19 protein-coding genes are annotated in these 23379 nt (G+C 54.4%); 11 read left to right on the forward strand and 8 right to left on the reverse strand.

Going from position 1 to position 23379, the window contains the following annotated elements:
* Window positions 1-8 precede the first annotated feature (8 nt).
* The 3 genes from H6G07_RS11615 to H6G07_RS11625 all read left to right on the forward strand — a co-directional run bounded on the left by H6G07_RS11615 (window position 9) and on the right by H6G07_RS11625 (window position 3465).
* Window positions 9-1007 (forward strand): cytochrome c oxidase subunit II, encoded by a 999-nt coding sequence (locus tag H6G07_RS11615; protein WP_073609884.1) that lies wholly within the window; start codon window positions 9-11, stop codon window positions 1005-1007.
* A 121-nt stretch (window positions 1008-1128) separates the two neighbouring features.
* Window positions 1129-2805, forward strand: a complete 1677-nt coding sequence (ctaD, locus tag H6G07_RS11620) for a cytochrome c oxidase subunit I (RefSeq protein ID WP_073609883.1) — start codon at window positions 1129-1131, stop codon at window positions 2803-2805.
* Between the two features lie 48 nt (window positions 2806-2853).
* Window positions 2854-3465, forward strand: a complete 612-nt coding sequence (locus tag H6G07_RS11625; RefSeq protein WP_073609882.1) for a cytochrome c oxidase subunit 3 — start codon at window positions 2854-2856, stop codon at window positions 3463-3465.
* 92 nt (window positions 3466-3557) lie between these two features.
* Here H6G07_RS11625 and H6G07_RS11630 read toward each other — a convergent pair whose 3' ends face one another.
* A complete protein-coding gene (locus H6G07_RS11630) occupies window positions 3558-4619 on the reverse strand; it encodes an acetamidase/formamidase family protein (protein ID WP_199312038.1) in 1062 nt (353 codons plus the stop codon).
* A gap of 391 nt (window positions 4620-5010) precedes the next feature.
* Window positions 5011-7134, reverse strand: coding sequence for an FAD-dependent oxidoreductase (locus H6G07_RS11635; protein ID WP_073609881.1), 2124 nt, complete (start codon window positions 7132-7134; stop codon window positions 5011-5013).
* A gap of 284 nt (window positions 7135-7418) precedes the next feature.
* Here H6G07_RS11635 and H6G07_RS11640 point away from each other — a divergent pair, with 284 nt between their 5' ends.
* The 4 genes from H6G07_RS11640 (at window position 7419) to H6G07_RS11655 (ending at window position 11610) form a co-directional block, all read left to right on the forward strand.
* Window positions 7419-7820 carry a hypothetical protein gene (locus H6G07_RS11640; RefSeq protein ID WP_073609880.1) on the forward strand — a complete coding sequence of 134 codons (402 nt, stop codon included), beginning with the start codon at window positions 7419-7421 and terminating at the stop codon, window positions 7818-7820.
* 674 nt (window positions 7821-8494) lie between these two features.
* Window positions 8495-10042, forward strand: a complete 1548-nt coding sequence (locus H6G07_RS11645; RefSeq protein ID WP_073609879.1) for an FAD-dependent oxidoreductase — start codon at window positions 8495-8497, stop codon at window positions 10040-10042.
* Window positions 10043-10879 carry a SirB1 family protein gene (locus tag H6G07_RS11650; protein ID WP_073609878.1) on the forward strand — a complete coding sequence of 279 codons (837 nt, stop codon included), beginning with the start codon at window positions 10043-10045 and terminating at the stop codon, window positions 10877-10879.
* A complete protein-coding gene (locus H6G07_RS11655) occupies window positions 10876-11610 on the forward strand; it encodes a succinate dehydrogenase cytochrome b subunit (RefSeq protein ID WP_084173381.1) in 735 nt (244 codons plus the stop codon). Before H6G07_RS11650 ends, H6G07_RS11655 begins: the two co-directional genes overlap by 4 nt.
* Before the next feature lie 677 nt (window positions 11611-12287).
* Here the strand turns inward: H6G07_RS11655 and H6G07_RS11660 are convergent.
* A complete protein-coding gene (locus tag H6G07_RS11660) occupies window positions 12288-12536 on the reverse strand; it encodes a hypothetical protein (protein ID WP_073609877.1) in 249 nt (82 codons plus the stop codon).
* Window positions 12537-13105: 569 nt separating this feature from the next.
* Here H6G07_RS11660 and H6G07_RS11665 point away from each other — a divergent pair.
* The 3 genes from H6G07_RS11665 (at window position 13106) to H6G07_RS11675 (ending at window position 16504) form a co-directional block, all read left to right on the forward strand.
* Complete coding sequence (locus H6G07_RS11665) at window positions 13106-13594, forward strand: hypothetical protein (RefSeq protein ID WP_073609876.1); 489 nt, start codon at window positions 13106-13108, stop codon at window positions 13592-13594.
* A 25-nt stretch (window positions 13595-13619) separates the two neighbouring features.
* Window positions 13620-14153, forward strand: a complete 534-nt coding sequence (locus tag H6G07_RS11670) for a hypothetical protein (protein WP_073609875.1) — start codon at window positions 13620-13622, stop codon at window positions 14151-14153.
* A 440-nt stretch (window positions 14154-14593) separates the two neighbouring features.
* Window positions 14594-16504, forward strand: coding sequence for a fumarate reductase/succinate dehydrogenase flavoprotein subunit (locus tag H6G07_RS11675; RefSeq protein ID WP_073609874.1), 1911 nt, complete (start codon window positions 14594-14596; stop codon window positions 16502-16504).
* Between the two features lie 128 nt (window positions 16505-16632).
* On the opposite strand, the gene H6G07_RS11680 is transcribed toward H6G07_RS11675, so the two are convergent.
* The 5 genes from H6G07_RS11680 to H6G07_RS11700 form a co-directional block, all read right to left on the reverse strand.
* Window positions 16633-17436, reverse strand: a complete 804-nt coding sequence (locus H6G07_RS11680; protein ID WP_073609873.1) for a hypothetical protein — start codon at window positions 17434-17436, stop codon at window positions 16633-16635.
* Between the two features lie 122 nt (window positions 17437-17558).
* Window positions 17559-18026: a DUF6173 family protein gene (locus H6G07_RS11685; protein ID WP_199312040.1), complete on the reverse strand. Its 468-nt coding sequence runs from the start codon at window positions 18024-18026 to the stop codon at window positions 17559-17561.
* A 132-nt stretch (window positions 18027-18158) separates the two neighbouring features.
* Complete coding sequence (locus H6G07_RS11690) at window positions 18159-18407, reverse strand: UPF0175 family protein (RefSeq protein WP_073609872.1); 249 nt, start codon at window positions 18405-18407, stop codon at window positions 18159-18161.
* 34 nt (window positions 18408-18441) lie between these two features.
* Window positions 18442-19023 carry a Uma2 family endonuclease gene (locus H6G07_RS11695; protein ID WP_073609871.1) on the reverse strand — a complete coding sequence of 194 codons (582 nt, stop codon included), beginning with the start codon at window positions 19021-19023 and terminating at the stop codon, window positions 18442-18444.
* Window positions 19024-19122: 99 nt separating this feature from the next.
* Window positions 19123-20874, reverse strand: a complete 1752-nt coding sequence (locus H6G07_RS11700; RefSeq protein ID WP_073609870.1) for a cation:proton antiporter — start codon at window positions 20872-20874, stop codon at window positions 19123-19125.
* Window positions 20875-21617: 743 nt separating this feature from the next.
* On the opposite strand from H6G07_RS11700, the gene leuA reads away from it, so the two are divergent.
* A complete protein-coding gene (leuA, locus tag H6G07_RS11705; protein ID WP_073609869.1) occupies window positions 21618-23318 on the forward strand; it encodes a 2-isopropylmalate synthase in 1701 nt (566 codons plus the stop codon).
* The last annotated feature ends 61 nt before the right edge of the window (window positions 23319-23379 follow it).

Genomic DNA, 23379 nt, shown 5'->3' on the forward strand with positions numbered 1-23379 from the left:
GAGTAGCCATGAAACAAATTCCCGCCCCCTTTTGGACGCTGGTTCTCGGTATCGTTGTCACCCTGGTCAGTCTTTGGGTGGGGCAAAACCACAATCTACTGCCGGTGCAGGCGTCTGAGCAGGCCCCATTGGTGGATGACCTGTTCAACGTCATGATGACTATCGGCACAGCCCTGTTCATTGTGGTGCAGGGAGCGATCGTCTATTCACTAATTCGCTTTCGCCAGCCCAAGGGCGATGATACCGACGGCCTGCCCATTGAGGGTAACCTGCCCCTAGAGGCATTTTGGACCGCCATTCCCGCTGTGATTGTGGTGGGCTTGGGCCTGTACAGCGTTGTGGTCTTTCAGGAAATGGGCGGCTTTTCGCCCGGTGGCCACCACGGTCACGGGGCTATGGTAGCTATGGCACCACAGCAATCGGTGATTGATGTAGCGCCCCTGCTACTAGCCCAGGGCGTTGACGATGACACCGTCTTTGGCAAAACCCAGGTCTATGGCTTTGGGGCCAGCCCCTTGGGAGCCATGAACTCGCCAGACGTGACGGTAAACGTTACCGGCATGCAGTATGCCTGGATCTTTACCTACCCTGGCACAGGCATTGTTGATGGTGAATTGCACATACCCGTGGGTCAGGATGTGCAGCTATTGATCGAAGCTAAGGACGTGATTCACTCCTTTTGGGTACCGCAATTTCGCCTGAAGCAAGATGCTCTGCCTGGCGAACCGGCTGAGCTACGCTTTGTGGCCACCCGCGAGGGCACCTATCCCGTGGTCTGTGCCGAACTTTGCGGCGCGTATCACGGCGGCATGCGCACCCAGGTTATCGTGCAGTCTGCAGAAGATTACGCCGACTGGGTAGCCAGCCGGGTAGCTGAAGCGACGCCTACCACCACTGTGGCTCAACCCAGCGAGAATGCCACTGATGCCGAGTACTTGGCGGGAATTGCCCCCGATCTCGCGAGATCTCCGGTTCAAATTGCTCAAACCGGTTTAACGAATCATTAACGCTAATCTCGTCGGGTTCATGCAAAACGGTCTAGGACTGGGTCAGGGTTAATTTGTAAGTTGACAGCCACCTTAGCCGCCGTGCCCCGCAGTTTTTATAGCCTTCATTAGCAAACGATCTATGGCTCAAGCAGATATTTCGATCAAACCCACGGAGCTCCAGGGTGGCCACGGCCATCCGGACAAGTGGAAGTGGTACGACTACTTCACCTTTAACGTTGATCACAAGGTGATTGGCATTCAGTACCTGGTGACATCGTTTTTGTTTTACCTGGTGGGCGGCTTTATGGCAGTGCTGATGCGCACTGAGCTAGCCACCCCCAACTCTGACTTTCTGAGCCCCGAACTCTACAACGCCTTTTTGACTAACCACGGCACCATCATGATCTTTTTGTGGATCGTGCCGGCGGCGATCGGGGGGTTTGGCAACTTCCTGATTCCGCTGATGATTGGGGCGCGGGACATGGCGTTCCCTAAGCTCAATGCCCTGGCTTTTTGGCTTAACCCACCTGCGGGTGCGGTACTGGCCGCCAGCTTTTTCTTGGGCGGTGGTGCCCAGTCGGGGTGGACTTCGTATCCGCCTCTGAGCGAGATTACCGCCAACCTGCCCCAGACTCTGTGGTGCGTGGCCTTGATTATGGTGGGTACCTCATCCATTTTGGGGTCGGTGAACTTTCTGGTTACGATCTGGAAGATGCGGGTGCCCAGTATGGCCTGGGATCAGATGCCGCTGTTTTGCTGGGCCATGGTGGCCACATCTGTTTTGGCGCTGTTTGCAACGCCGGTACTAGCGGCAGCCATGGTGCTGCTGCTGTTTGACATCAACTTTGGCACCTCGTTCTTTAAGCCCGATGCGGGCGGCAACGTGGTGGTGTATCAGCACCTGTTCTGGTTTTACTCGCACCCGGCGGTGTATCTGATGATTTTGCCGATTTTCGGCATTATGTCGGAGGTGATTCCGGTGCATGCTCGCAAGCCGATTTTTGGCTATAAGGCGATCGCCTACTCGTCGCTCACCATTTGCCTGGTGGGGCTGTTTGTGTGGGTACACCACATGTTCACCAGCGGCACCGCCCCCTGGATGCGGATTTTCTTCACTATCTCAACGCTGATTGTGGCGGTGCCGACGGGGATCAAAATCTTTAGCTGGGTGGCGACGCTGTGGGGCGGCAAGATTCGCTATACGACCGCCATGCTGTTTGCGGTGGGCCTGCTGTCGATGTTTGTGTTTGGCGGCCTCAGCGGCGTCACTCTGGGTGCAGCGCCCTTTGACATTCACGTGCACGATACTTACTACGTGGTGGGCCACTTTCACTACGTGCTGTACGGCGGCTCGGTGTTTGGCATCTACTCGGGGATCTACCACTGGTTCCCTAAAATTACCGGGCGCATGCTGAATGAGCCCCTGGGCAAGGTGCACTTTGTGCTGACGTTCATCGGCACCATTCTCACCTTTACCCCCATGCACAACCTGGGTATGCAGGGCATGCCTCGGCGGGTGGCGATGTATGACCCGCAGTTTGCTGGCCTGAACCAGCTGGTGACGGTAGGAGCCTACATTCTGGCGGTGTCGGTGATTCCTTTCTACTTCAATGTGATTTGGAGCTGGATGAAGGGTAAGGAGGCTGGCCCTAACCCCTGGAATGCGATGACGATGGAGTGGACTACCGACTCGCCGCCGATTATCGAAAACTGGGAGGTGCTGCCGGTGCTTACCCACGGGCCCTACGCCTACGGTATGGAGCAAGCCGACAAGGTTGGCCCAGCGGGTGAGCCTTTGCCAACACCGCGATCGTAGCGATCGCATCCCCCCATCTACTCCCTGCCCTTTACCCCGGATAACCTTATGCAAGGCGCAATTGATTCTACCCCCGTGGTCACTGGCCACGAGGTGGCGGCCCACGAAGAGCACCAGGATTTGCGGGTGCTGGGCCTGATTACCTTCTTGGCCTCAGAATTTTTGATGTTTGCGGGCTTTTTCGCCGTCTTTCTCGTCTTTCGCGGCAGCCATGTGCAGTGGCCACCGGAGGAAACCGAGGTTGAGCTACTGCTACCGGCGGTGAACACCCTCATTCTGGTGTCGAGCAGCTGGGTGATTAACCTGGGTACCAAGGCGATCAAGAAGAACGACCTGGCGGGCATGCGCAAGTGGTTTGGCATTACCGCTGCCATGGGCGCAGTATTTTTGGTTGGCCAGGTGTATGAGTATATGAACCTGGGCTACGGTCTCAAAACCAACCTGTTTAGCAACTGCTTTTATCTGACAACGGGCTTTCACGGAGCCCACGTGTTTATTGGGCTGGTGCTGATTTTGGGGGTGCTGTGGCGATCGCGCCGCGCCAACCACTACACCGACATCACCCATACTGGCCCTGAGATGGCCGAAATCTACTGGCACTTTGTGGACGTCGTGTGGATTGTGCTGTTTAGCTTGATCTACCTGCTGACGCTGATTTAGGCTCATTGGCTCACAACAAAGAACCCCGTTTTCTTGAGAAACCGGGGTTCTTTTTGCGCTATGCCCTACCGTTTGGGTTGCTTAGGCGATCGCTACTTCTCTAGCGCGGTGAAGCGGTCTTTGGGAATCACGCCGTGGATGCCTTTGACGATATCCACCACCTGAGACACCTCAAAGTCAATATCGGCACTGGCGTAGAGCAGCGCGTCAGCTTTGGTGAGACCATACTTCTCGTTCACAATGCGCAGGTATTCGCGCACCGACTTCTTCATGGCTTCGTTGAGGTCAACGTCGAGGCCTACAGCAATCCAAGAATCTGCGGTTTCGCCCATGGGAGCGGGCAGCTCCATATCTTTGTGCAGTACCAGCTCAAAGGTCGGCAACAGAGAACATTCGATCGCCGTCAACGCCACTTCGCCATTGCCCTGGGCACAGTGCGGGTCGCCCGAGTAAAACAGCGCTCCCGGCACCTGCACCGGCAGGTAGAGGCTGCTGCCTCGACCCAGGTGCTTGATATCGACGTTGCCACCGTAGAGGCCAGGGGGTACGGAGTTAGCCGCGTCTTCTACCGCCGCCGGTACTACACCCATCAGACCCATGAACGGTTTGAGGGGAATTTCGAGATCGGGTAGCCCGTTAGAAGGTTTAAAGATACCAATTTCTCGCTCAGCGTCGATGGGAATGATTTTGGTGTAGATCGGCGCTTCGTTCTCGGGATATTCGCCGGGCAAAGCGCCCTTGCCGTGGCGGTTTGAGATCACGCCGTAGGGTGCCCGATACTCAATATCGACGGTTCTGATTTCCAACACGTCGCCAGGTTCTGCCCCTTCGACGTAGATCGGCCCAGTAATCACGTGGGGGCCTGGCCCAGATTTGGGCACGGCACCCTTAATGGTGATCTGATCGGGCAAAATGTCTTCTTCTTTGATGCCACCGCCGGTGAGAAACGCAACGGTATCCCCCTGGTCGGGGACGATGCCCTCGTGGGAGACGGTTTCCATACGGATGCGATCGCCCGATTTGACCGTGAGAATCGGCTCGCTGTCGGGCTTGAACAGTTCGCCCCAGATCACATTGCCGGGGACTGACTTGACCTCATAGGTTTCATACTGGGCGGCGGCGGGCGAGAACCACGACGACCAAACCGTCGCCACTAGCAGACAAACCCCTACTCCACTCACAACCTGTAACAGCCGTTTAGACGCTTTCAGGAGCGGCTGGCGCTTAATTCGCTTCAACAATTTCATTGCGTAACTGACCATAAATGCCTAATTGACCAGATCCAGTGAACAGGCTTCTAGGCACCGCCGTTGTAATCTTTACTACCTAAACTGCAGCAAAAAGCACCTTTAACCCCACCTTTGCAGTCAAGACAGGAAAAACAGCCGTTTTTGCGGAGTGCACTTCTACAAACGCTCAGCACTCAATCAGAACGCTGGGGCTGAGAGGCGATCGCTTTGACCGTGAACATTAACCAGCACAAGCTTTAGGGCCTCCTCTGCCCCCTGTACCTGAAACCCTAGCTACGGCGAAGTGTCTGGAGCACTAAATTCCCAGCCGACCCTTCAGTACCTCGTAGAGCACGCGAGACAGTTCGCGGCGCTGGAGATTCTGGCGATCGATGGGGGTGCGGCCAAAGGCCTTGTCGTAGACCTCGGGCATGGCTCGCTTGACCAAAAACGAGAGCTGTTCGCGGGTGATGGGAGCATCGGGGGCAAAGCGGTCTTTGCCGACTCCGGCGATCATGCCATGGGCGTAGAGGGTTTCGATGGGCATGTAGGCCCAGTGTTTACCGGGAAGCACGTCCTTAAACGTCGGCCCCGAGGTGGACGGGTCAGGCAGGGTTGTAGGCAGCTTGAGCACGTTGACCAGAGCTGTGGCTACCACCGCTCGGTTAACCGGGGCATGGGGTCTGAAGCGGAGATGCCTGGGGTCTTCGCTGCGGATAATGCCTGCCGCCGCCAGCACCTGAATGGCCTCAAAGTCGGCGTCATCGTGGCTGATGTCGTTGAACCAAAAGATAGGAATGCCGCTGCGAGCCATGAAGCCCTGGATCTTGCGAATGTGTCGTTCTTCGGTGGCTAACACTCTGGGATCCAGCCCTGTCCACACAGCAAATACTGCTAGGAAGCCGCTGGCTTCGCCGATCGCCCACTCCATCGGGTGCATGCGGTAGGCAGCGTTGGTAATGTGGGTGGTGCCCAGGCTCTTGGCCGACAGCACCAGGCCATCGGTATCCCGAGGCACTAGAGAGCCTAGGGGCAGGCTAAAGGGCAAGGCCACCACATCTTTGCCCCGAGGGCTGACGTGGCCCTTGGCGTCGTTGCCGTGCAGATCCATGTAGTGGTATTGGCCAATGCCTACCGAATCGTCGAAGCACCGCGCCCGCGCCTGGTCAGGGAAAAAGGTTTCAGCTACATCCTCATGGCGAACGGTGGTGAGGGCAATGCCGCGTCGGGCTTCGCGAATGTAGGGTTCGAGGGCAATGCCGTCGTTGGTCCAGGTGAGGTCGCCCCGGGGTTTGAGGTCGGCAGCGCCGTGGGTTTGCAGGTAGTGAACGTAGGCCCGCGCCCGCTGCCGCGCCCGCTGGATATGCAGCTGCCGCTCTTCGCGACTCACGCCCACCAGCCGCCCAGGACGGTAGTCGTTGCCGCAGCAAAAAGCGCGATCGGGCTCGCTAGAGGTGCCCCAGTTGAGTACGGCAACATCGCCGGGGACGACCTTTTTCTCATTGGTTTGCGACCTGAGCAGCCTGCGATAGCGAAAGATGCCAAAGTCGCTAAAGAAGCCCCACTTTTGCCACTGATCGGGCTTAGCTTTAGTCCAAAAGTTGCTGGTAAATTCTTTGAGGCCAATCCAGCCCTCGGTTTCAAACCCGTCGGGCTTGCCGATGGGCACCCCCTTACCCCGCGCCGTGTGCTCGACCACCACATCGAAGGTGATCGACTGCTGGCATTGAGGCCGGGCATCTTCGGGCAAAATGGCCTCGCCGGTCTCATGGCGGGCCTCCTGACCCACGCGGGAGGGGATGTTGCCGACCTCCAGCAGATCCCCCAGGTCGGTGGCTTCGACGGTGACTTTGGCATTGACGGTGAAGGTGTGGCCCGCCTGGGTGTCGCGGCAGACAACGGCCTGCACGCGCGATCGCCCGTTCACCGTCTGCATCACCACCTGCACTGGCTCCGCAAACGGAATCAGGGTGAGGCGACCATCGCGCAGATAGGGCAGCAGCGCCTCGTTCATGGCTGTCGCGGCCACCACTGGAGTGGTTGCCAGCGGGCTCACCCAGCCGCCACCGGGGTTGGCTACCTTTTGACCACCCACCGGTTGCAGCTCACGCTGGCGATCGCGAAAGGCCCGCTGCGCTTTAGAAATCGCAAATTCTTCGCCATCGACCGTGTAGAGCGTCGCCTTGGCCTGGAGCAGGTCACCGTCGTCGGAGGCGGGCAGCGCCTGGGCGGTAAATTGTCCCCCCACCACTTTGTGGGGCTGCACCAGGCACACATCTAGATTGAGCCTTAAAGCGGTCAGCGTCGTGGTGTAGGCCGCCGTCGATCCACCGACCACGAGAATCGAGCAGGTCAGCGCTGCCCCGCTGGCTGGGCGAGTAAAAGCCCCCTCCGAAAAAACGCCATTTCGCTGGGTGATCGGGTTAGAGGCATTGGCCATAGTGAGGGTAAGACTTTAGATTGCAACGATTTTAGGCTAGGCGACCCGTGGTGCGCTAGAGCTGCCCACGGGCGACACGAAGATTTATGGCACGAATATTTTGTTGATAGAGCGTCAGTCAAAAGTAAGAGACAGGGTAGCTTCAATCTGTAACTAAATTGCTAAATCAGATCTACCCGCTGAGCGAGGTCTTGCTGCCCCTGCTGGCCCTATAACAAGACAAGCACCAACACTTTACTCTTTACTAATTACTGGTGAGTGTGACTTTTCTCAGGAGACTTTTCATGACTGTTAATGCGATCGCGTCAAAACTTCAGCGCCTTCTGTGCGTTGGCCTCGCTACGCTGGTAATTGGCTCTGGCCTGTTGTTTGGCTTTAGTACCCCCGCCACCGCCCTGGGTAACGAAGCTGGAGATATTGTGCAAGGGCGGGCTGAGCGTGAACTTGACCGCATTACTAAGGACGGCGACACCGTCAATCAGGTCAAGCTCCGACTTCAAGAGGGTCTGGGTGGTGTGCCCGCTGATGTAGACAAAGGCACCGATCGCGGCCTCAGCGATCGTGAGATCAACCGGGCCAAGCAGGGTCTTGATCGCAGCCAAAACGCTGTTGAAGATGCTGGCAACGCCGCTAAAGACTCCGCTGAGGGCGTTGTCGATTCTGTCAAAGGTTTCTTTAACCGGTAGGGCAGTTGCCTCGGCAAAATTGCTTTTAATTTTTCGTAATTGCTCAACTACCCCCTCCTCCCTGGAATCCCTTATTTGGTGTGCTTTTTAGATGATTGTCAATAAGCCATCTTATAGAGAATTTGAACGTAAAAATGCCTGAAACCCTCATTCTTTCGTTGAATCGCCTCTAACTAGGTGGATTTGCCCAGTCCCTGAATCCCTTGCCATTAATAGGTTTCAGATTTGTCTACCTAGTTGAGCAATTACAATTTTTCATTTTCGCTGATTTGCTTGTAGCAGCTTCAACTTTGAGGCTGCTTTTTTGTCGTTTTTTATCACTACCCTCAACTCAACAGTGCTGTGTAACTACTGCCGATTCGAGAGCTAGTAATTAGGCGTTGCTGAATTGAGGAATGAATCTGCAAAAGCAACATACTTTTGTAGCCCCCTAAATCCCCCAATTCTGGGGGACTTTGAGATTCCGGCTCCCCCCAAAATTGGGGGGCGGGGGGGCAAATCATACCTGCGTTAAGCAACGCAAGTAATTGCCAGGTTAGTTCGAACAGACTGGATTGCTGCGATCGGCGATCGTCTATGCGCTGGCGGCCCCAGGTTTGCCAGCGCCAGCCCCGTAGTTCAAGTGATTTAGTTTTAGACTGGAAACAGTATTCTCTGGCCTTTTGCGGCATTTTATGAGCCTGACTGAACAAATGCTCTCTGGCCTACCAGGCCATCCTTTAGCAGGGCTTCAGCGGGCTGACGACCTGTGGCTGCGCTATCGCACCGGCAACCTACCCGAGCAGCAAGTAATTCACCCAACTGAAACACTGCTGGAATCGGTTGAGTGGGATGTCGTGATTTGCGGCGGCACTCTGGGGGTGCTGGTGGGGGCGGGGCTGGCCCAGCGGGGTTGGCGAGTGGCGCTGCTCGAGCGCGGCCCGTTGCAGGGACGCGAGCAAGAGTGGAACATCTCTCGCCGCGAGTTGGCGGCCCTGACCGAATTGGGATTGCTGACCTTAGACGAACTAGATGCCGTCATCGCGTCGGAATACAACCCGGCCCGCATTCAGTTTGGCGATGGTGAACTGCTGTGGGTCGAGGACGTACTCAACGTCGGGGTTGATCCCAAAGGCTTGCTAGAGCGGCTCAAGGCCAAGTTTTTGGCCGCTGGGGGCAAGCTGTTTGAGCACACTGCCTTCGACTCTGCCCAGGTACACCCCAATGGCGTAGCGGTGACAGCCGGACAGCTATTCACCACTCGCCTGCTGATTGACGCGATGGGCCACTTTTCGCCCCTGGTGCAGCAGGCGCGGGGCAACGCCAAGCCCGATGCGGTGTGTCTGGTGGTGGGCACCTGCGCCCAGGGCTATGCCCAAAACGACACGGGGGATCTGATCGCGTCGTTTACGCCGCTGCGGCACCAGTGCCAATACTTTTGGGAGGCGTTCCCGGCTCGGGATGGCCGCACGACCTATATGTTTACCTACACGGATGCCGACCCGCGGCGGCTGAGCCTGACAGATTTTTTTGAAGAGTACTGGACGCTGCTGCCGGACTATCAGGGGGTGAGTCTGGCAGATCTACGGGTGCAGCGGGCGTTGTTTGGCTTCTTTCCCTGCTACCGCGATAGTCCGCTGCGATATCCGTGGGGGCGTACCCTGGCGGTGGGCGATAGCAGCGGCAGTCAGTCGCCCCTGAGCTTTGGCGGCTTTGGGGCGATGATTCGCCACTTGGAGCGGTTGGTGGCGGGCATTGATGAGGCCTTGGGGTGCGATCGCCTCGACTCCACCGCCCTAGGCGCGCTCCAGCCCTACCAGCCCAACCTGTCGGTCACCTGGCTCTTTCAAAAATCAATGAGCGTCGGGATGGATCAAACCCTCGCCGAGCAGCACATCAACCGCATGCTGACGGCGATCTTTGCCGCCATGGCTGGGCTGGGCGAGCCTACCCTCAAGCCCTTTTTGCAGGATGTAGTGCAGTTTCCGGCCTTGGCCAAGACTTTGGCAGTTACATCTCTCAAATATCCGGCGCTGGTGGCCAAGATTATTCCCCAGGTAGGTTTGGGGGCTTTGGTTAGCTGGCTGGGGCACTATAGCAATCTGGCTGGATACAGCGCGTTGGAACCCCTGGCCCGCGTCCTGAGTCCAGTAATTGAGTCACTGCCACCGGTGCCGCGATACTATAGCCATCGGTGGCGCGATCGCCTGCTCTATGGCAGCGGAAAGGATTACGACGTTTAAATGACCTATTCTGCATTGCCCCGCGAGCGCCTCTATCAAGAACTGCAACGGCCCACAGCTCAGGTGAGCCTGGCCCGAGCGGCGCTATACATTGCCCAAGAAGAGTATCCCCGTCTGGTGGTGAACGACTACCTGGCGATGCTCGATCGCATGGCTGAAACTCTGCAACAGCGATTGCCGGAGGATCGCTACCCCCTCAAAGTGATTCAGGCGATCAACGACTATCTGTTTGGCGATCTCAACTTCAGCGGCAACAGCGTTGACTACTACGACCCACGCAACAGCTTTTTCAATGACGTGCTTGAGCGCCGGGTAGGCATCCCGATCACGCTGTCGCTGGTGTATTTGGAACTCGCCGATCGCATTGGTTTCCCCATGGCGGGGGTCAGCATGCCGGGGCATTTCTTGATTCGCCCCACAGTCCAAGAAATGGACATTTTTGTGGACCCGTTCAATCGGGGCGAAATTATGTTTGAGCAAGACTGCCGCGAGCGGCTCAAGCAGATGTTTGGCGACCCCGCCCAGCTAGAGCCCCAGCAACTGCTCCCGATTACCCCGGCCACCTTTTTGGTGCGCATGCTGACTAACCTGAAACTGATCTATCTGCAAAATAGAGATGTGCCCAAGGTGCTAGATGCCATCAACCGGATTTTGCTAATTGCCCCTGAGGCCGTGGGTGAATGGCGCGATCGCGGCCTGATCCACTATCAGCAGGGGATGCTCGATCAGGCTCGGCTCGACCTAGAGCGCTACCTCCACCAGCACCCCAACGCTGGCGATGCCTTTGAGATTCGCCGGGTGATTGAGCAAATCGAGCGCGTGCAAGACGAACCATGACCAACACCCTCAAAGCCCCCCAACAAAAGCCTGAACGGCCTGCCACTGGGGCCTCGCCCCTGCTGAGGTTCTATCGCTCGTCAATCGGCAAAAAGCTGATCACTGGGTTCACCGGGCTGGCGCTAGTCACCTTTGTGCTGGTGCACATGGCCGGCAATCTGCTGCTGTTTGTCGGTCGCGATGCCTACAATGCCTACGCCCTGCTGGTGAGCAACTTTCATGTTGTCTACTACGCGTTTGAGCTGGCGCTGACGGCGATCGTGGTGCTCCACGCTTGGGTTGGCATCGAGATTTTTTGGCGGCGGCGGCAGGCGCGGCCCGAGGGCTACAGCACCTACCAGTCGGCGGGCGGCAATAGCTATCAAACGCTCAGCTCGCGCACCATGATTGTCACCGGCTCGGTGCTGGCGGTGTTTTGGGTCACCCACCTGATGACGTTTCGCTTTGGCACCCACTACACCACCGAGCTAGGCGGCGACACCGTGCGCGACCTGGCTCGGCTGGTGATTGAGAAGTTTCAGACGTTGCCCTATGTTTTGGGCTACACGGTCATTTTGGTGCTGCTGGCCTCGCACCTGCGCCACGGGTTTTGGAGCGCGCTGCAATCGATGGGGCTATTAGATCGAGGGATTCGGCCTTTGGCCTATGGAACGAGTGCGGTGGTTGGCGTTGGCATTGCAGCAGGGTTTTTGCTGCTGCCCTGGGCGATCTATTTGGGTTGGGTGAGCTAAGCCTGAACTATAGACTCGCTTCGCCAATGCGCAGCCTCTCCAGCAGAGAATCGCTCGTACTTGCTTCGCGCTAGCCTGTGCTTGCTTCGCGTTGACCCGTACTTGCTTCGCGTTGACCCGTACTTGCTTCGCACTGGACTGCACTTGCTTCGCACTAGCCTGTACTTGCTTTGCGCTGGTCTGTACTTGCTTCGCGTTGGCCCGTACTTGCTTCGCGCTGACCTGTACTTGCTTATCACCAAGCTGTGATTACTTGTTACCAAGCTGTGATTCCTGGTGCCCAGACTCTGCCTGAGCATCAATCTAGTGGGGTACGACCAGTAGGGTGGGCACCGCCCACCTTCCAACGCCCTCTCTCACCAGGGATTTTGGGCGTTGCTGAATCGAGGAATGAACCGGCAAAACCTTTAGACGCTGCATGCCCCCCTAAATCCCCCAATTTTGGGGGACTTTGAGACTCTGGCTCCCCCCAGAATTGGGGGGCTGGGGTGGCAAATCATACTTGCGTTAAGCAACGCCGGATCTTGATAGCAAGGGTTTGATAGTGAGTGAATGTGTTGGGTGGTGGGCATTGCCCACCCTAACCCACTGTGCCAGTTTGCGATTAGCAACCGGGTGTCTGCCGCTTGTAGCCAGACTGGGCAAAAACAGCAGACACCCGAGTTCGCCGACAGAAACTACTCAATCAGCAAAATCTTGGTCAGTATCACCATCCACTGGTTGGGTTGGTCGGTGGGCAGCGGGTCGCTCCAGTCGTTGGGGTCAGCGTAGCCGTAGGCGTGGAGGATTTTGATGGTGCGGTCTATGGCGGCCCGGCTGCCGTAGAGCATATGGCGCACCTTCTCAGGACGGGGATGTGATTTAGCAGGCTGGGCAGGCGGAAGATTTGACGCACCAGAGGCGTCAGGGTCGAGATATTCAAACATCGGTTCTGTCTCCAGTTTTGGTGTAGGAAGACAAAACGCGAAAACCCCAGCCACCCGCAGTTGAAGTGCAAACTGAGGGGGCTAGGGTACGATGAGCCTAGCCTCGCAATCTGCTGTCTAGATTTGCGGGGTTAGCTGTCTGTTGGTGGTTCCAGCACCAACCGGCAGCGCCAAGATTTTCGAGTTCTGTGTGGTCACCGTTCTGCGCAAACGGCTTAATGGATGAGTGTACTAGTGCGATCGCTCCCCGTCAACCGTATAGAAGCAGGGGAATATTGAAGACTCTTTCAAGGTATCTGCAACACCATAATTTGTGAGATAGCCCGAGGAAAATCTGCACAACATCCCAACTTAACTAGATAGACTAATACGTCTTCTGCATAGTTCCTCAATAGGAAGCGACAGTTGACTCGAGATCTGGCTAATCACTCTGACAAGAGGTGTTATGCAGCGTACAGAAAGAGAGCAGGCTAAACAATATTAATTTGATATAGTTAATTTAGCAGCAAAATTCCCTAAGCGCTAAACTAGTATGGTTCAAGGCTTAACCTAGCGGATTTACTAAAGGCATGGGTGGTGGTTTTCTCTATACAGCGAGAGATATTTCAGCAGTTGCGAAATCTGTGGCAAGTGTTTCAGACACTTTGCAGGCACTGGAGCCTGAACGTCGAGAAAGAGTTGCTGCATACCTTAGTGAGATAGGCACAACACTTACACAAGTTTCTAGTGCTTTGCGTAGAGGTGACACTCTCAATGAATTGCAAGGTGCAATGCAAATACACGTATTGATGTTCGCAGAGATTGTTGCTGGCATTGTTGAGCCAAGTTTAATTGAAAAGCTTCAATCAATACTTGGAGAAAGTTGGACATACGAAAGCTTAGAATTACAAATCTATGACAAAGACTATCCTTACCTTACAGGCAGTGAGCAAGATGATTTTCCAGAACATGACCATCTTATGCCTAAGGATGGACTAACTGAATATCGTTTAGGGAAGCTGGATGAAGCTGCTGGAATGTTCAAAGCCCTTGCAGCAGCGCTTCGAGCGCGAGGTTGACTTGAGATAACTGAAGAGAGAATACATGAATTCAAACTCTGCACTCAAAGACTATATTCCACTTTTTCAAACGCTTATCGGCGGTCTACTCACATTCATTGGTGGGTTACTTGGCAGTGTCCTTATTCAACAAAGACAAAGACATCTTGAAAGAAAAAGTTTAGCTTCTGCCTTCCACGGAGAAATACAGGCACTAATAGGAATAGTCCAGAAGCGGCAGTATATCCAGGGAATTAAGAATGCAATTAACGACCTGAAGTCAGGCAAAAGAATTACGTATCAAATGCGAGTAACACGAAAGTATTTCAATGTCTATGACGAGAACTTAGATAAGATTGGCATACTACCTTGCCCCTTGCCTGAAATGATTGTTGAGCTTTACACAATCATGACAGCAGTTCTAGAAGATTTAGACGTAATTAATGAATCAGAATTCTACGATGCAGACCCAGAAGTAGTTATCTCACATTTGTCAGAACTGAAGTCTTTATTTGAGTATGCTATCGAATCTGGGATGAAAATTAGTCAAAAAATAAAAAGCATGAAATTATTAGCATGAAAGAACTAAGAAAATTTCAATGTTTTAGTCAGCTAATAAAGTTTGTATCCTTCGTGAAAATTCGAGCTGACAACTATGTTAAGAGTAATCAATCCGCCGCCGCAGTGCGATCGCATTCTCTGCTGTAGGTGGGTTGAGAGCGCGTAGGCTTTGCCTTCTCGCAGAGTAACCCAACACATACTCACTCCGCACCAGCCTTTCCCGATCAACAAACCTCGCCATAAACCCACCAACTTCTTTTTCTTGAAGAGATGGTGGCACGGCAATATTGCATCAGCATGATCTATCAGTCCAGCCTGGGATAGGCATGTGGGAAACTGACTTAACGGTAGGTGTTGAGTTTCGCCAGCTCAACCCAACCTACAGGTTGTAAGCACTGCGTAGATGCAGACAAGTCTAAAATGAGGGCATACGCCGCGCCTCATCTTCCCCACATCCCCATGCTCGACCCTCACATTCCCGCTGGCCCGCTGAACCAAAAATGGAGCGACTTTAAAGATCACTGCCGACTGGTCAGCCCCAAAAATAAGGCCAAGCACACCATTTTGGTCGTCGGCACCGGGTTAGCGGGGGCTTCGGCAGCGGCCACCCTGGCCGAGCTGGGCTACAACGTCAAAAGCTTTTGCATTCAAGACTCGCCCCGGCGCGCCCACAGCATTGCCGCCCAGGGGGGCATCAACGCCACCAAAAACTATCCCAACGACGGCGACAGCGTGTGGCGGCTGTTTTACGACACCATCAAGGGCGGCGACTACCGCTCTCGCGAAGCCAATGTGCATCGCCTAGCCGAGATCAGCAGCGGCATTATCGATCAGTGCGTGGCCCAGGGTGTGCCCTTTGCGCGGGAATACGGAGGCCTGCTCGACAATCGATCGTTTGGCGGTGCCCAGGTGTCGCGCACCTTCTACGCTAAAGGGCAGACGGGGCAGCAATTACTCCTGGGGGCCTACAGCGCCATGATGCGCATGGTGCAGGCGGGGAAGATTGAGGTCTACGCCCGCCGCGAAATGCTGGAGCTGGTGGTCGCCGACGGTAAGGCGCGGGGCATTGTCGTGCGCAACCTGGTGACGGGGGAGTTGGAGCGCTACGCCGGGGATGCGGTGCTGCTGTGTACGGGGGGCTACGGCAATGTCTATTATCTCTCGACTAATGCCAAGAATTCCAACGTGACGGCGGCCTGGCGCTGCCATCGACGGGGGGCCTACTTTGCTAACCCCTGCTATACGCAGATTCACCCCACCTGCATTCCGGTGTCGGGCGATTATCAGTCGAAGCTGACGCTGATGAGCGAGGGGTTGCGCAACGACGGGCGGGTGTGGGTGCCGCTAAAGGCTGGGGATGCACGCCATCCCGAAGACATCCCCGACGCGGAGCGCGACTATTACTTAGAAACTCGCTACCCGGCCTTTGGCAACCTGGTGCCCCGCGATGTGGCCTCGCGCAATTCCAAAGCCATGACCGACGAGGGGCGCGGCGTGGGCGAGACGGGGCTGGCGGTGTATTTAGATTTTCGCGATGCGATCGCCTCCCAAGGCCGCGACACCATCGCCGCCCGCTACGGCAACCTGTTCGACATGTACCAGCGGATCTCGGGCGAGAACCCCTACGAGACACCGATGCGCATTTACCCCGCCGTGCACTACACCATGGGCGGTCTGTGGGTTGACTACCACCTGATGAGCACGATCCCTGGTTTGTTTGTGCTGGGCGAGGCGAATTTCTCAGACCACGGTGCGAATCGACTGGGGGCCAGTGCGCTGATGCAGGGGTTGGCGGATGGCTATTTTGTGATTCCCTACACGCTGGGTGACTACATTGCGGGGCAGTCATTGCCTACTGTGACCACCGACGACGATGCTTTTGGGGAAGCGGAAGCTAGCGCCAAGGCCCGCATTACCAAGCTGCTGAGCATTCAGGGCGAGAAAACGGTGATGGAGTTTCACCGCGAGCTGGGCCGCATTGTATGGGATAACGTGGGCATGGCGCGGAATCGTGAGGGGCTGGAGAGTGCGATCGCCCAGATTCAAGACCTGCGGGCCGAGTATTGGAAAAATCTCAAACTCCCCGGCGAGGCCAACACCCTCAACAAAAACCTGGAGTTTGCCGGACGCGTCGCCGACTTTATCGACCTAGCGGAGCTAATGGCCCGCGACGCTCTGCAACGGGAAGAATCGTGCGGCGGGCACTTTCGCGAGGAGTATCAAACCCCCGATGGGGAAGCGAAACGCGACGACGAGCATTTTGACTTCGTGGCGGCGTGGGAGTATGCGGGGGAGGGGCGATCGCCCCAGCTGCACCGCGAAACCCTCGACTTTGAAAATGTGCAACTCACCCAGCGCAGTTATAAGTGAGCCACACAAAAGATCTTGAAAGCAATACTTTTAGGGCCTTTGCATCATCAAGCGACAGGTGCATAGCAGCGGGTATAGATGGGTAGATGTTGAGACAATTAGAGATAGAATTCATATTTTAATTTCACTTATAGCCCCTCGCTATTTTCCCATTCAACAAAATTCAATATCTCCTTACTCTCCATTTTCAAGCATCGAATAACTTGCAAAAATATTAGACAGGAGAAGGAAGCAAAAAATACTGGAGAACAACTCAAAACACTATTCTGAATAGTCCCTAAGTTAAGATAGCCTGAGATCAGAGTAACGATGAGGAGAGTAATCAAAGCAAGGATTTTTATAACTATATCAACATAAATTTGAGAAGTTATTTGATTTATGCATATCAATCCAATTTCGGATACAGTTTCTTCAAGGAAGCCAAGATATCCTAATATTTTATTGTCAAGGTTTAAATCTTCCTCATAGTCCTCAGCCTCTGTCAAATAAGTTGTTAAATCCTTGATTGTGTCACCCCAATCAAATAAGGGAAATTCGCTGAGCTTTATAAATTTAAGTTGCCATGATAAAGCTTGAGCTTCACTCACTTTTCTCTCTGTAGCAGGATAGTCTTTCAGGAAACTGTCAAATTCAAAAAGCATGGATTTGAATCTATAAAATAAATCATGCTTTCGGTTATTAGCTTGGCTAATAGAGAAAACCATAAAAGAAAAAGAGATTGACGTTGCTAAAGCTAAAATCGAGCCGATTACTCCCAGAGTAAAGTTTGTAGACTTTATGTCAATACTGATGTCTGCTTGCTGGCTCCCGAAAAACTCATAGGCAAGTGCGGCTAAAAATAAGCTCAGAGAAATAAATAATTGCCATACCGTTCGCGATAAATAATTAAGACAAAAATTGATGCCCCTAGAAAACCAGTTGCTTTTATTCATTTGGAAGTTAATTTAGAGCATGTCAGCGTGTGGATTAGCTATTAAACAGCAAACGTCGAAAGTGTATGCAGATAAATTTGAATTCGGATTTCCATATCCAATTCCTTCCTCTAACGAGGAAATCAAATGCTTTCTTGGATAAAGCCAATGGGTCGCTTGGGTTGATCTGGCTCAAGTTTAGGCAAAGCAATAAGGAGAAAACTGATTTGAGAAACGTGTTGCATCAATTCAACTTGATTACCATCTTCAGTTAATCCAACAAATAAAATTAGGCTAGGGTTAAAATATCCAACATTAGAAACATGAAATGTAACTGACTGACCAAATGAAACAAGCTTTACACCAACCTCATGCTCACCATCTAAGCCAGAATCAAATCTGTTGATTCTTGACAGTAATTTCTCCGCGAACTCGCTCGCAAGATTAGAACGCTGAAACTCTGCCAAAAAATTCGTTGATTCAATAGCTTGATTTTCACGTTCTGTTTTTTCTGACATCTGGCGACTTACTGCATTAACTGCACTCATGTCAATATTAAATTGTGGCCTAGCAGGGACAAAGTTATTTTGGCTCAAATCGGGCTGGCTCATATTAATCTCGCATTAAGTTTCAGATATATCTTAGCTGCACCTTGAAGGTCGCAAACCTCACTCAACTTGATTTCACCAACGTTCTCTGCAAAAGTAAGTCTGTCGGCTGGCAATAGCCTCTGCCTTAAATCATCACAATCGACCCAACATCCTTAAATTTTTCAGATCTAGGTCAAAATCTTCAATATCATAGATATAAAGTGGGATGTTGCGTTGTTTGAGCAATTGCCGAAATTCGTTAAGTGGCACCTCGGCAAACTGGCTGGCATAACCTATTGTCAATCGCCCAGTTTGAAACAGGTGCAGAGCAATTTCTTGACGAAATTCGCTTGGAGTTAGTTGAAAAGCTTCTACCAACTCATCTGAAATAACAACGCTCATAGCAGAATGACCTTTCTAACGCATATTACAGGAATCAAAGAATCAAGTAGCGTAGGTTTACTACAACGTCTGGCAAGAGCAGTGGTGCAATCTGGTCGTTTTCAGTGAAGGTTTGCTCGGACTGATATAAACCGTTCTGGGAGTCTTGCAATACAACGACCTGGCGTTTCTTGATATCGACGATCCAATATTCACCAATACCAGCTTTTGCATAGATTTGGGCTTTGTGGGTGCGATCGCGCTTCAGCGTCGAGTCAGCCACCTCGATTAACAGCAGCACATCCTGGGGCTGGGGATGGCGATCGCGGTAGCGATTTTCGTCGATGCGAACAATGGCAAAATCAGGTTCTGGTTCAGACCCTGGGGCCAGGGTAATAGGCAGTTGCACCCGCACCTTCGCTCGGTTAGCAAAAAGCGCTTTGAGATAGTCGCCCCCGTCATCAATACGAGAGGCGTGAGGCGGGTCTTGTGGTGCCATTTCAACAATTTGACCATCCAGAAGCTCCACCCGATCCTCTGGGGTCAAAATCCCAGCAGAAATCATGCGGTGGTAATCATCAACCGTCCATCGCTTCAGAAATAGATCAGCGCTAGTTAGAGAAGACGCCTGCGCCATGCTGACTTAATTGCCCTCAGGGATGGCTAGATACATTTTAGACCACCACACCACAGCGCTTCTGAAGCCGCTTTAACTGGCTTTCAATCTACTGCCCCCTTACCCATCGCCCACCTGCACCGCTGGGCGAATGCTACGGTAGCGATCCTGACGAATCCAATCCAGCACTGACTGAATTTCGACCGACTTTTCGCCCAGGGTGTTGAGCAGGTGCGAGCCCAGCTCTAGGGCTGCCTCAAACTCGGGCTGCACCACTTCCCTGGCCCCGAGCTGGGTGAGCACATCGATCTCTTCGTTGTTGTGCGATCGCGCAATAATATCTAGCTCAGGGGCTCTCAGCAGCGCCCGTTGCAGCACCAGGCGGGTGGTCGTGGGGTCGGGCAGGGTAATGGCCAGAGCCTTGGCGGTTTCTAGCGAGGTTTTCTCTAGCACCAGTTCGCTGTCGGCATCGCCGTAGACAAACGGAATTTGCACTAGGGGCGCGTGGCGGTTGCGCAGGCGCTGAATCGCGGTTTCGCTGTTTTCGACCACCAGCACCGAGTAGCCTCGGCTGAGCAGCACATTGACCAGCACCTCGCCCACCCGGCCATAGCCCGCCACAATTACATGGTCGTGAATATCGCCAGGTACCGACAACAGTTTGGGTTCTTCAGCCTGGTTGAGAAAGTCTTTCACCACCGGCAGGTTGTGCAACCAGTCAGATACCTTGGGGGCCAGGTTAATCCACAGCGGGGTGAGCATGAGCGAAATAGCGATCGTGCCCAGCAGCAGGGAGTAGCGCTCCTCGTTGATCAGCCCCAGCTCTAGCCCCATCAGCGCCAGCACAAAGGAAAATTCGCCGATTTGGTTGAGGCCAAAGCTCGCCCTCACCGCCGTTTTGAGCGAATAGCCAAACCCCAGCACAATCGGCAAAATAATCAGCGCCTTGCCCACCATAATCAGCGCCACCAGCTCCAAAATTCGTCCCAGATCGTTGAAGATTAAGTGGGGGTCGATCAGCATGCCGATGGAGGCAAAAAACAGGCAGGCAAAGGTGTCGCGCAGAGGCAAAATCTTGCCCAGGGCCTGGTCGGCGTAGTCAATTTCAGAAATCATCAGGCCCGCGACAAAGGCTCCCATGGCGATCGACAGGCCCAGGAAAGAGGTGATCCAGGCAATGCTCAGGCAGAGGGCAACCACGGTGAGCAAAAACAACTCGCTGCTCTCAGTGGCGGCAATGTGCTGAATGAGCTGGGGCACGACCCAGCGGCCCAGGGCGATCGCCCCGGCTAAAAACAGCCCGAACTTGAGCGCAGCGATCGCCAGCGCTGGCCCCAAAGCATCGGGCTGGTTGAGCACCGGCAGCACCGCCAGCATCAGCCCCAGAGCGATGTCTTGGGAAATCAGCAGACCCAGCATCACCTGGCCGTGGACAGTGGCGGTTTCGCCGCGATCGGTGAGGGTTTTGAGCACCACCGCCGTAGACGACAGCGACAGCACCAGCCCCAAAAAAATGCCCTGGAGCAGAGAATTGGCTGTGCCCGACAGCAGCGACACTGAGCACACTAGCAGTGTGGTCAGTCCTATCTGCAAAAAGCTGCCCTTGAGGGCGATATCTTTGACTCGCTTGAGTTCTGTCAGCGAAAACTCGACCCCCAGGGCAAACAGCAAAAAGGCAATGCCTACCTCCGCCAAGGCCTGAATTTGCTCTACATCGGTCTGTAGCCCAAGACCAAAGGGGCCAATGATCAGCCCCGTAACCAGGTAGCCCAGCAGCGCCGGCTGCTTGAGACGATGGGCAATGTAGCCGCCGATGGCAGAGCACCCCAGAGCCAGGGTGAGATCAAGAACAAAGTTGGGTTCAGCGGTCATACACGAGCACAGTAGGGCAATGAGAGGACAGGGTCTACAAAGCCCCCTGCACCAGTAGACGCAGGGGGCTAACAGCAAAAACAGCAGCCTGGGTTAACGAGAGCCGGATGTTGCCCTGAATAACCATCAGCCAATCGAAAGGAGCGAGATCCCCGCCTTCTATTGTCACTAATAAGTGGTGCGCGCGCTATGAACTGGTTTGAGTTAACTTACCTCCGGTTAGCGCCTCCAGGGTTGCGATCGCGCCATTAAACCACCGTGCCTAGGTTCAACCCCGCCGATTAGAGCCTCAGTCTGCTCTCGCCCAGGCGATGCTCCAGCTCTTGACGCTGCTGTGCCGCACGGTTAGTATGCGGGTGTTGTGCAATGTTGCGCCGTAGCTCGTCGATGTCTTCTTTGCAGCTATCCCTCGCCCCTCTCTTCAGCCTGCTCCTAGGGCTGGGGTTGCTGCTGCGCCTTGGGCGCAACTAATTTTTAAAACAAAGGCGAATGCCCTGAATAGCTCGACTCCCCAGGTCACAGGTTTTCCCTAGACCTAGCTACTGCTAGGGAATTTAGCTGCTTGCTGCACGAGCAATTTACCATTCCGGTGGCAACTGGGTACAGGATATGGGGTTTACGGTCTGCATCTGACCCTATACCTTGCACCTTCAAACCTCCCTTGCACCTAAACCCCTTCTCAACCTTGTCATAGTCAATGACTGGGCAACTTTTTTACTGCTGAAATTTTAGAGACAAAACCCATGTTGACCAATCCTGCCGAAAAGTATCGCCCCTTTGCACCGATCGCATTGCCCAATCGCACTTGGCCTAGCCAGGTGATCGCCAAACCTCCAATCTGGCTGAGCACCGACCTGCGCGATGGCAACCAGGCGCTGATCGAGCCCATGTCTGTCGAGCAAAAGCTGCGCATGTTTGAGCTGCTGGTGGCGATCGGCTTTAAGGAAATCGAGGTGGCGTTTCCCTCCGCCTCAGAAACCGACTTTAACTTTGTGCGCCGCCTGATCGAAGAAAACCGCGTGCCTGACGATGTGGAAATTCAGGTGCTCACCCAGGCGAGGGAAGACTTGATTCGCCGCACTTTTGATGCCCTTGAGGGAGCCAAGCGGGCGATCGTCCATGTCTACAACGCTACGGCTCCGGTATTTCGGCGGGTGGTGTTTCGCAATGACTCAACCGCAACGATCGCATTGGCGGTAAACGCCGCTACGCTGATCCGTGACTTGGCGGCAGAGCGACCGGCAACTCAGTGGCGCTTTGAATATTCGCCGGAGGTATTTTCGCAAACCGAGCTGGAGTTTGCGCGGGATATCTGCAATGCGGTGTTGGAAGTCTGGCAGCCGACCCCCGATCGCAAAGCCATCATCAACCTGCCCGCCACGGTCGAAAGCGCTACCCCTAACGTCTTCGCTGACCAGGTGGAATGGATGCACCGCCATCTAACCTACCGCGACAGTGTGGATCTCAGCGTGCACAACCACAACGATCGTGGCTGTGCGATCGCCGCCGCCGAGCTGGGCCAAATGGCCGGGGCCGACCGGGTCGAGGGCTGTCTGTTTGGCAACGGCGAGCGCACCGGCAATGTCGATATTGTCACCCTGGCGCTCAATCTCTACACCCAGGGCATTCACCCCGGTCTAGATTTTTCGCGCATCAACGAGGTGGCTCGCATTGTCGAAGCCTGCACCCAGTTGCCCATTCATCCCCGTCATCCCTACGTGGGTGACCTGGTATTTACCGCCTTTTCAGGCTCCCACCAAGATGCGATTCGCAAAGGCTTTGCCGCCCGCAACCCAGAAGATCTTTGGGATATGCCCTACCTGCCCCTCGACCCTGCGGATCTGGGCCGATCCTACGAATCGGTGGTGCGGGTGAATAGCCAGTCGGGCAAGGGAGGCATTGCCTTTTTGCTAGAGCGTGACTACAACCTCAGTCTGCCCCGCCGCTTGCAGATTGAGTTTAGCCAGATCGTGCAGCGGGCCATGGATGCCACCGGCAAAGAGATGACCGCACCGATGCTGTGGGATCTCTTTGAACAGGAGTATCTGCGGGCCAACCTGCCGTTTAAGTATGTCAGTCACCACTGGCAGGACGATGAAATCCCGTCGGCCATTTCCACAACTCTGGAATGCAACGACGTCAGGCTCACCCGCGCTGGCCAGGGGAACGGCCCCATTGATGCCTTTGTCGATGCGCTGAATCTAGGCATTCGGATCCATAGCTACGAGGAAAAGGCGATTGGCCATGGCAGTGACGCCGATGCGATCGCCCTGATCGAGGTCGCCGCCAACTGGTTAGAGGGCACCATCCACGGGGTGGGCATTCACAGCAGCATTGTCACAGCCTCGCTGCTGGCGGTGTTGAGTGCGGCTAACCGAGGGCTGGCGACCCTAACCCCTAGTCAACGACAGGCGGTTTTGTCCTTGCCGCAGACCGTTTTCTAGACAGCGCTTTTACGGGTGAATGCTGGCTGCCAACGGTCGAGCTGTATTCACCCGTAGATTT

The organism is Phormidium tenue FACHB-1052, from assembly GCF_014696675.1.
GTDB classification, from domain to species: Bacteria; Cyanobacteriota; Cyanobacteriia; order Phormidesmidales; family Phormidesmidaceae; genus Nodosilinea; species Nodosilinea tenuis_A.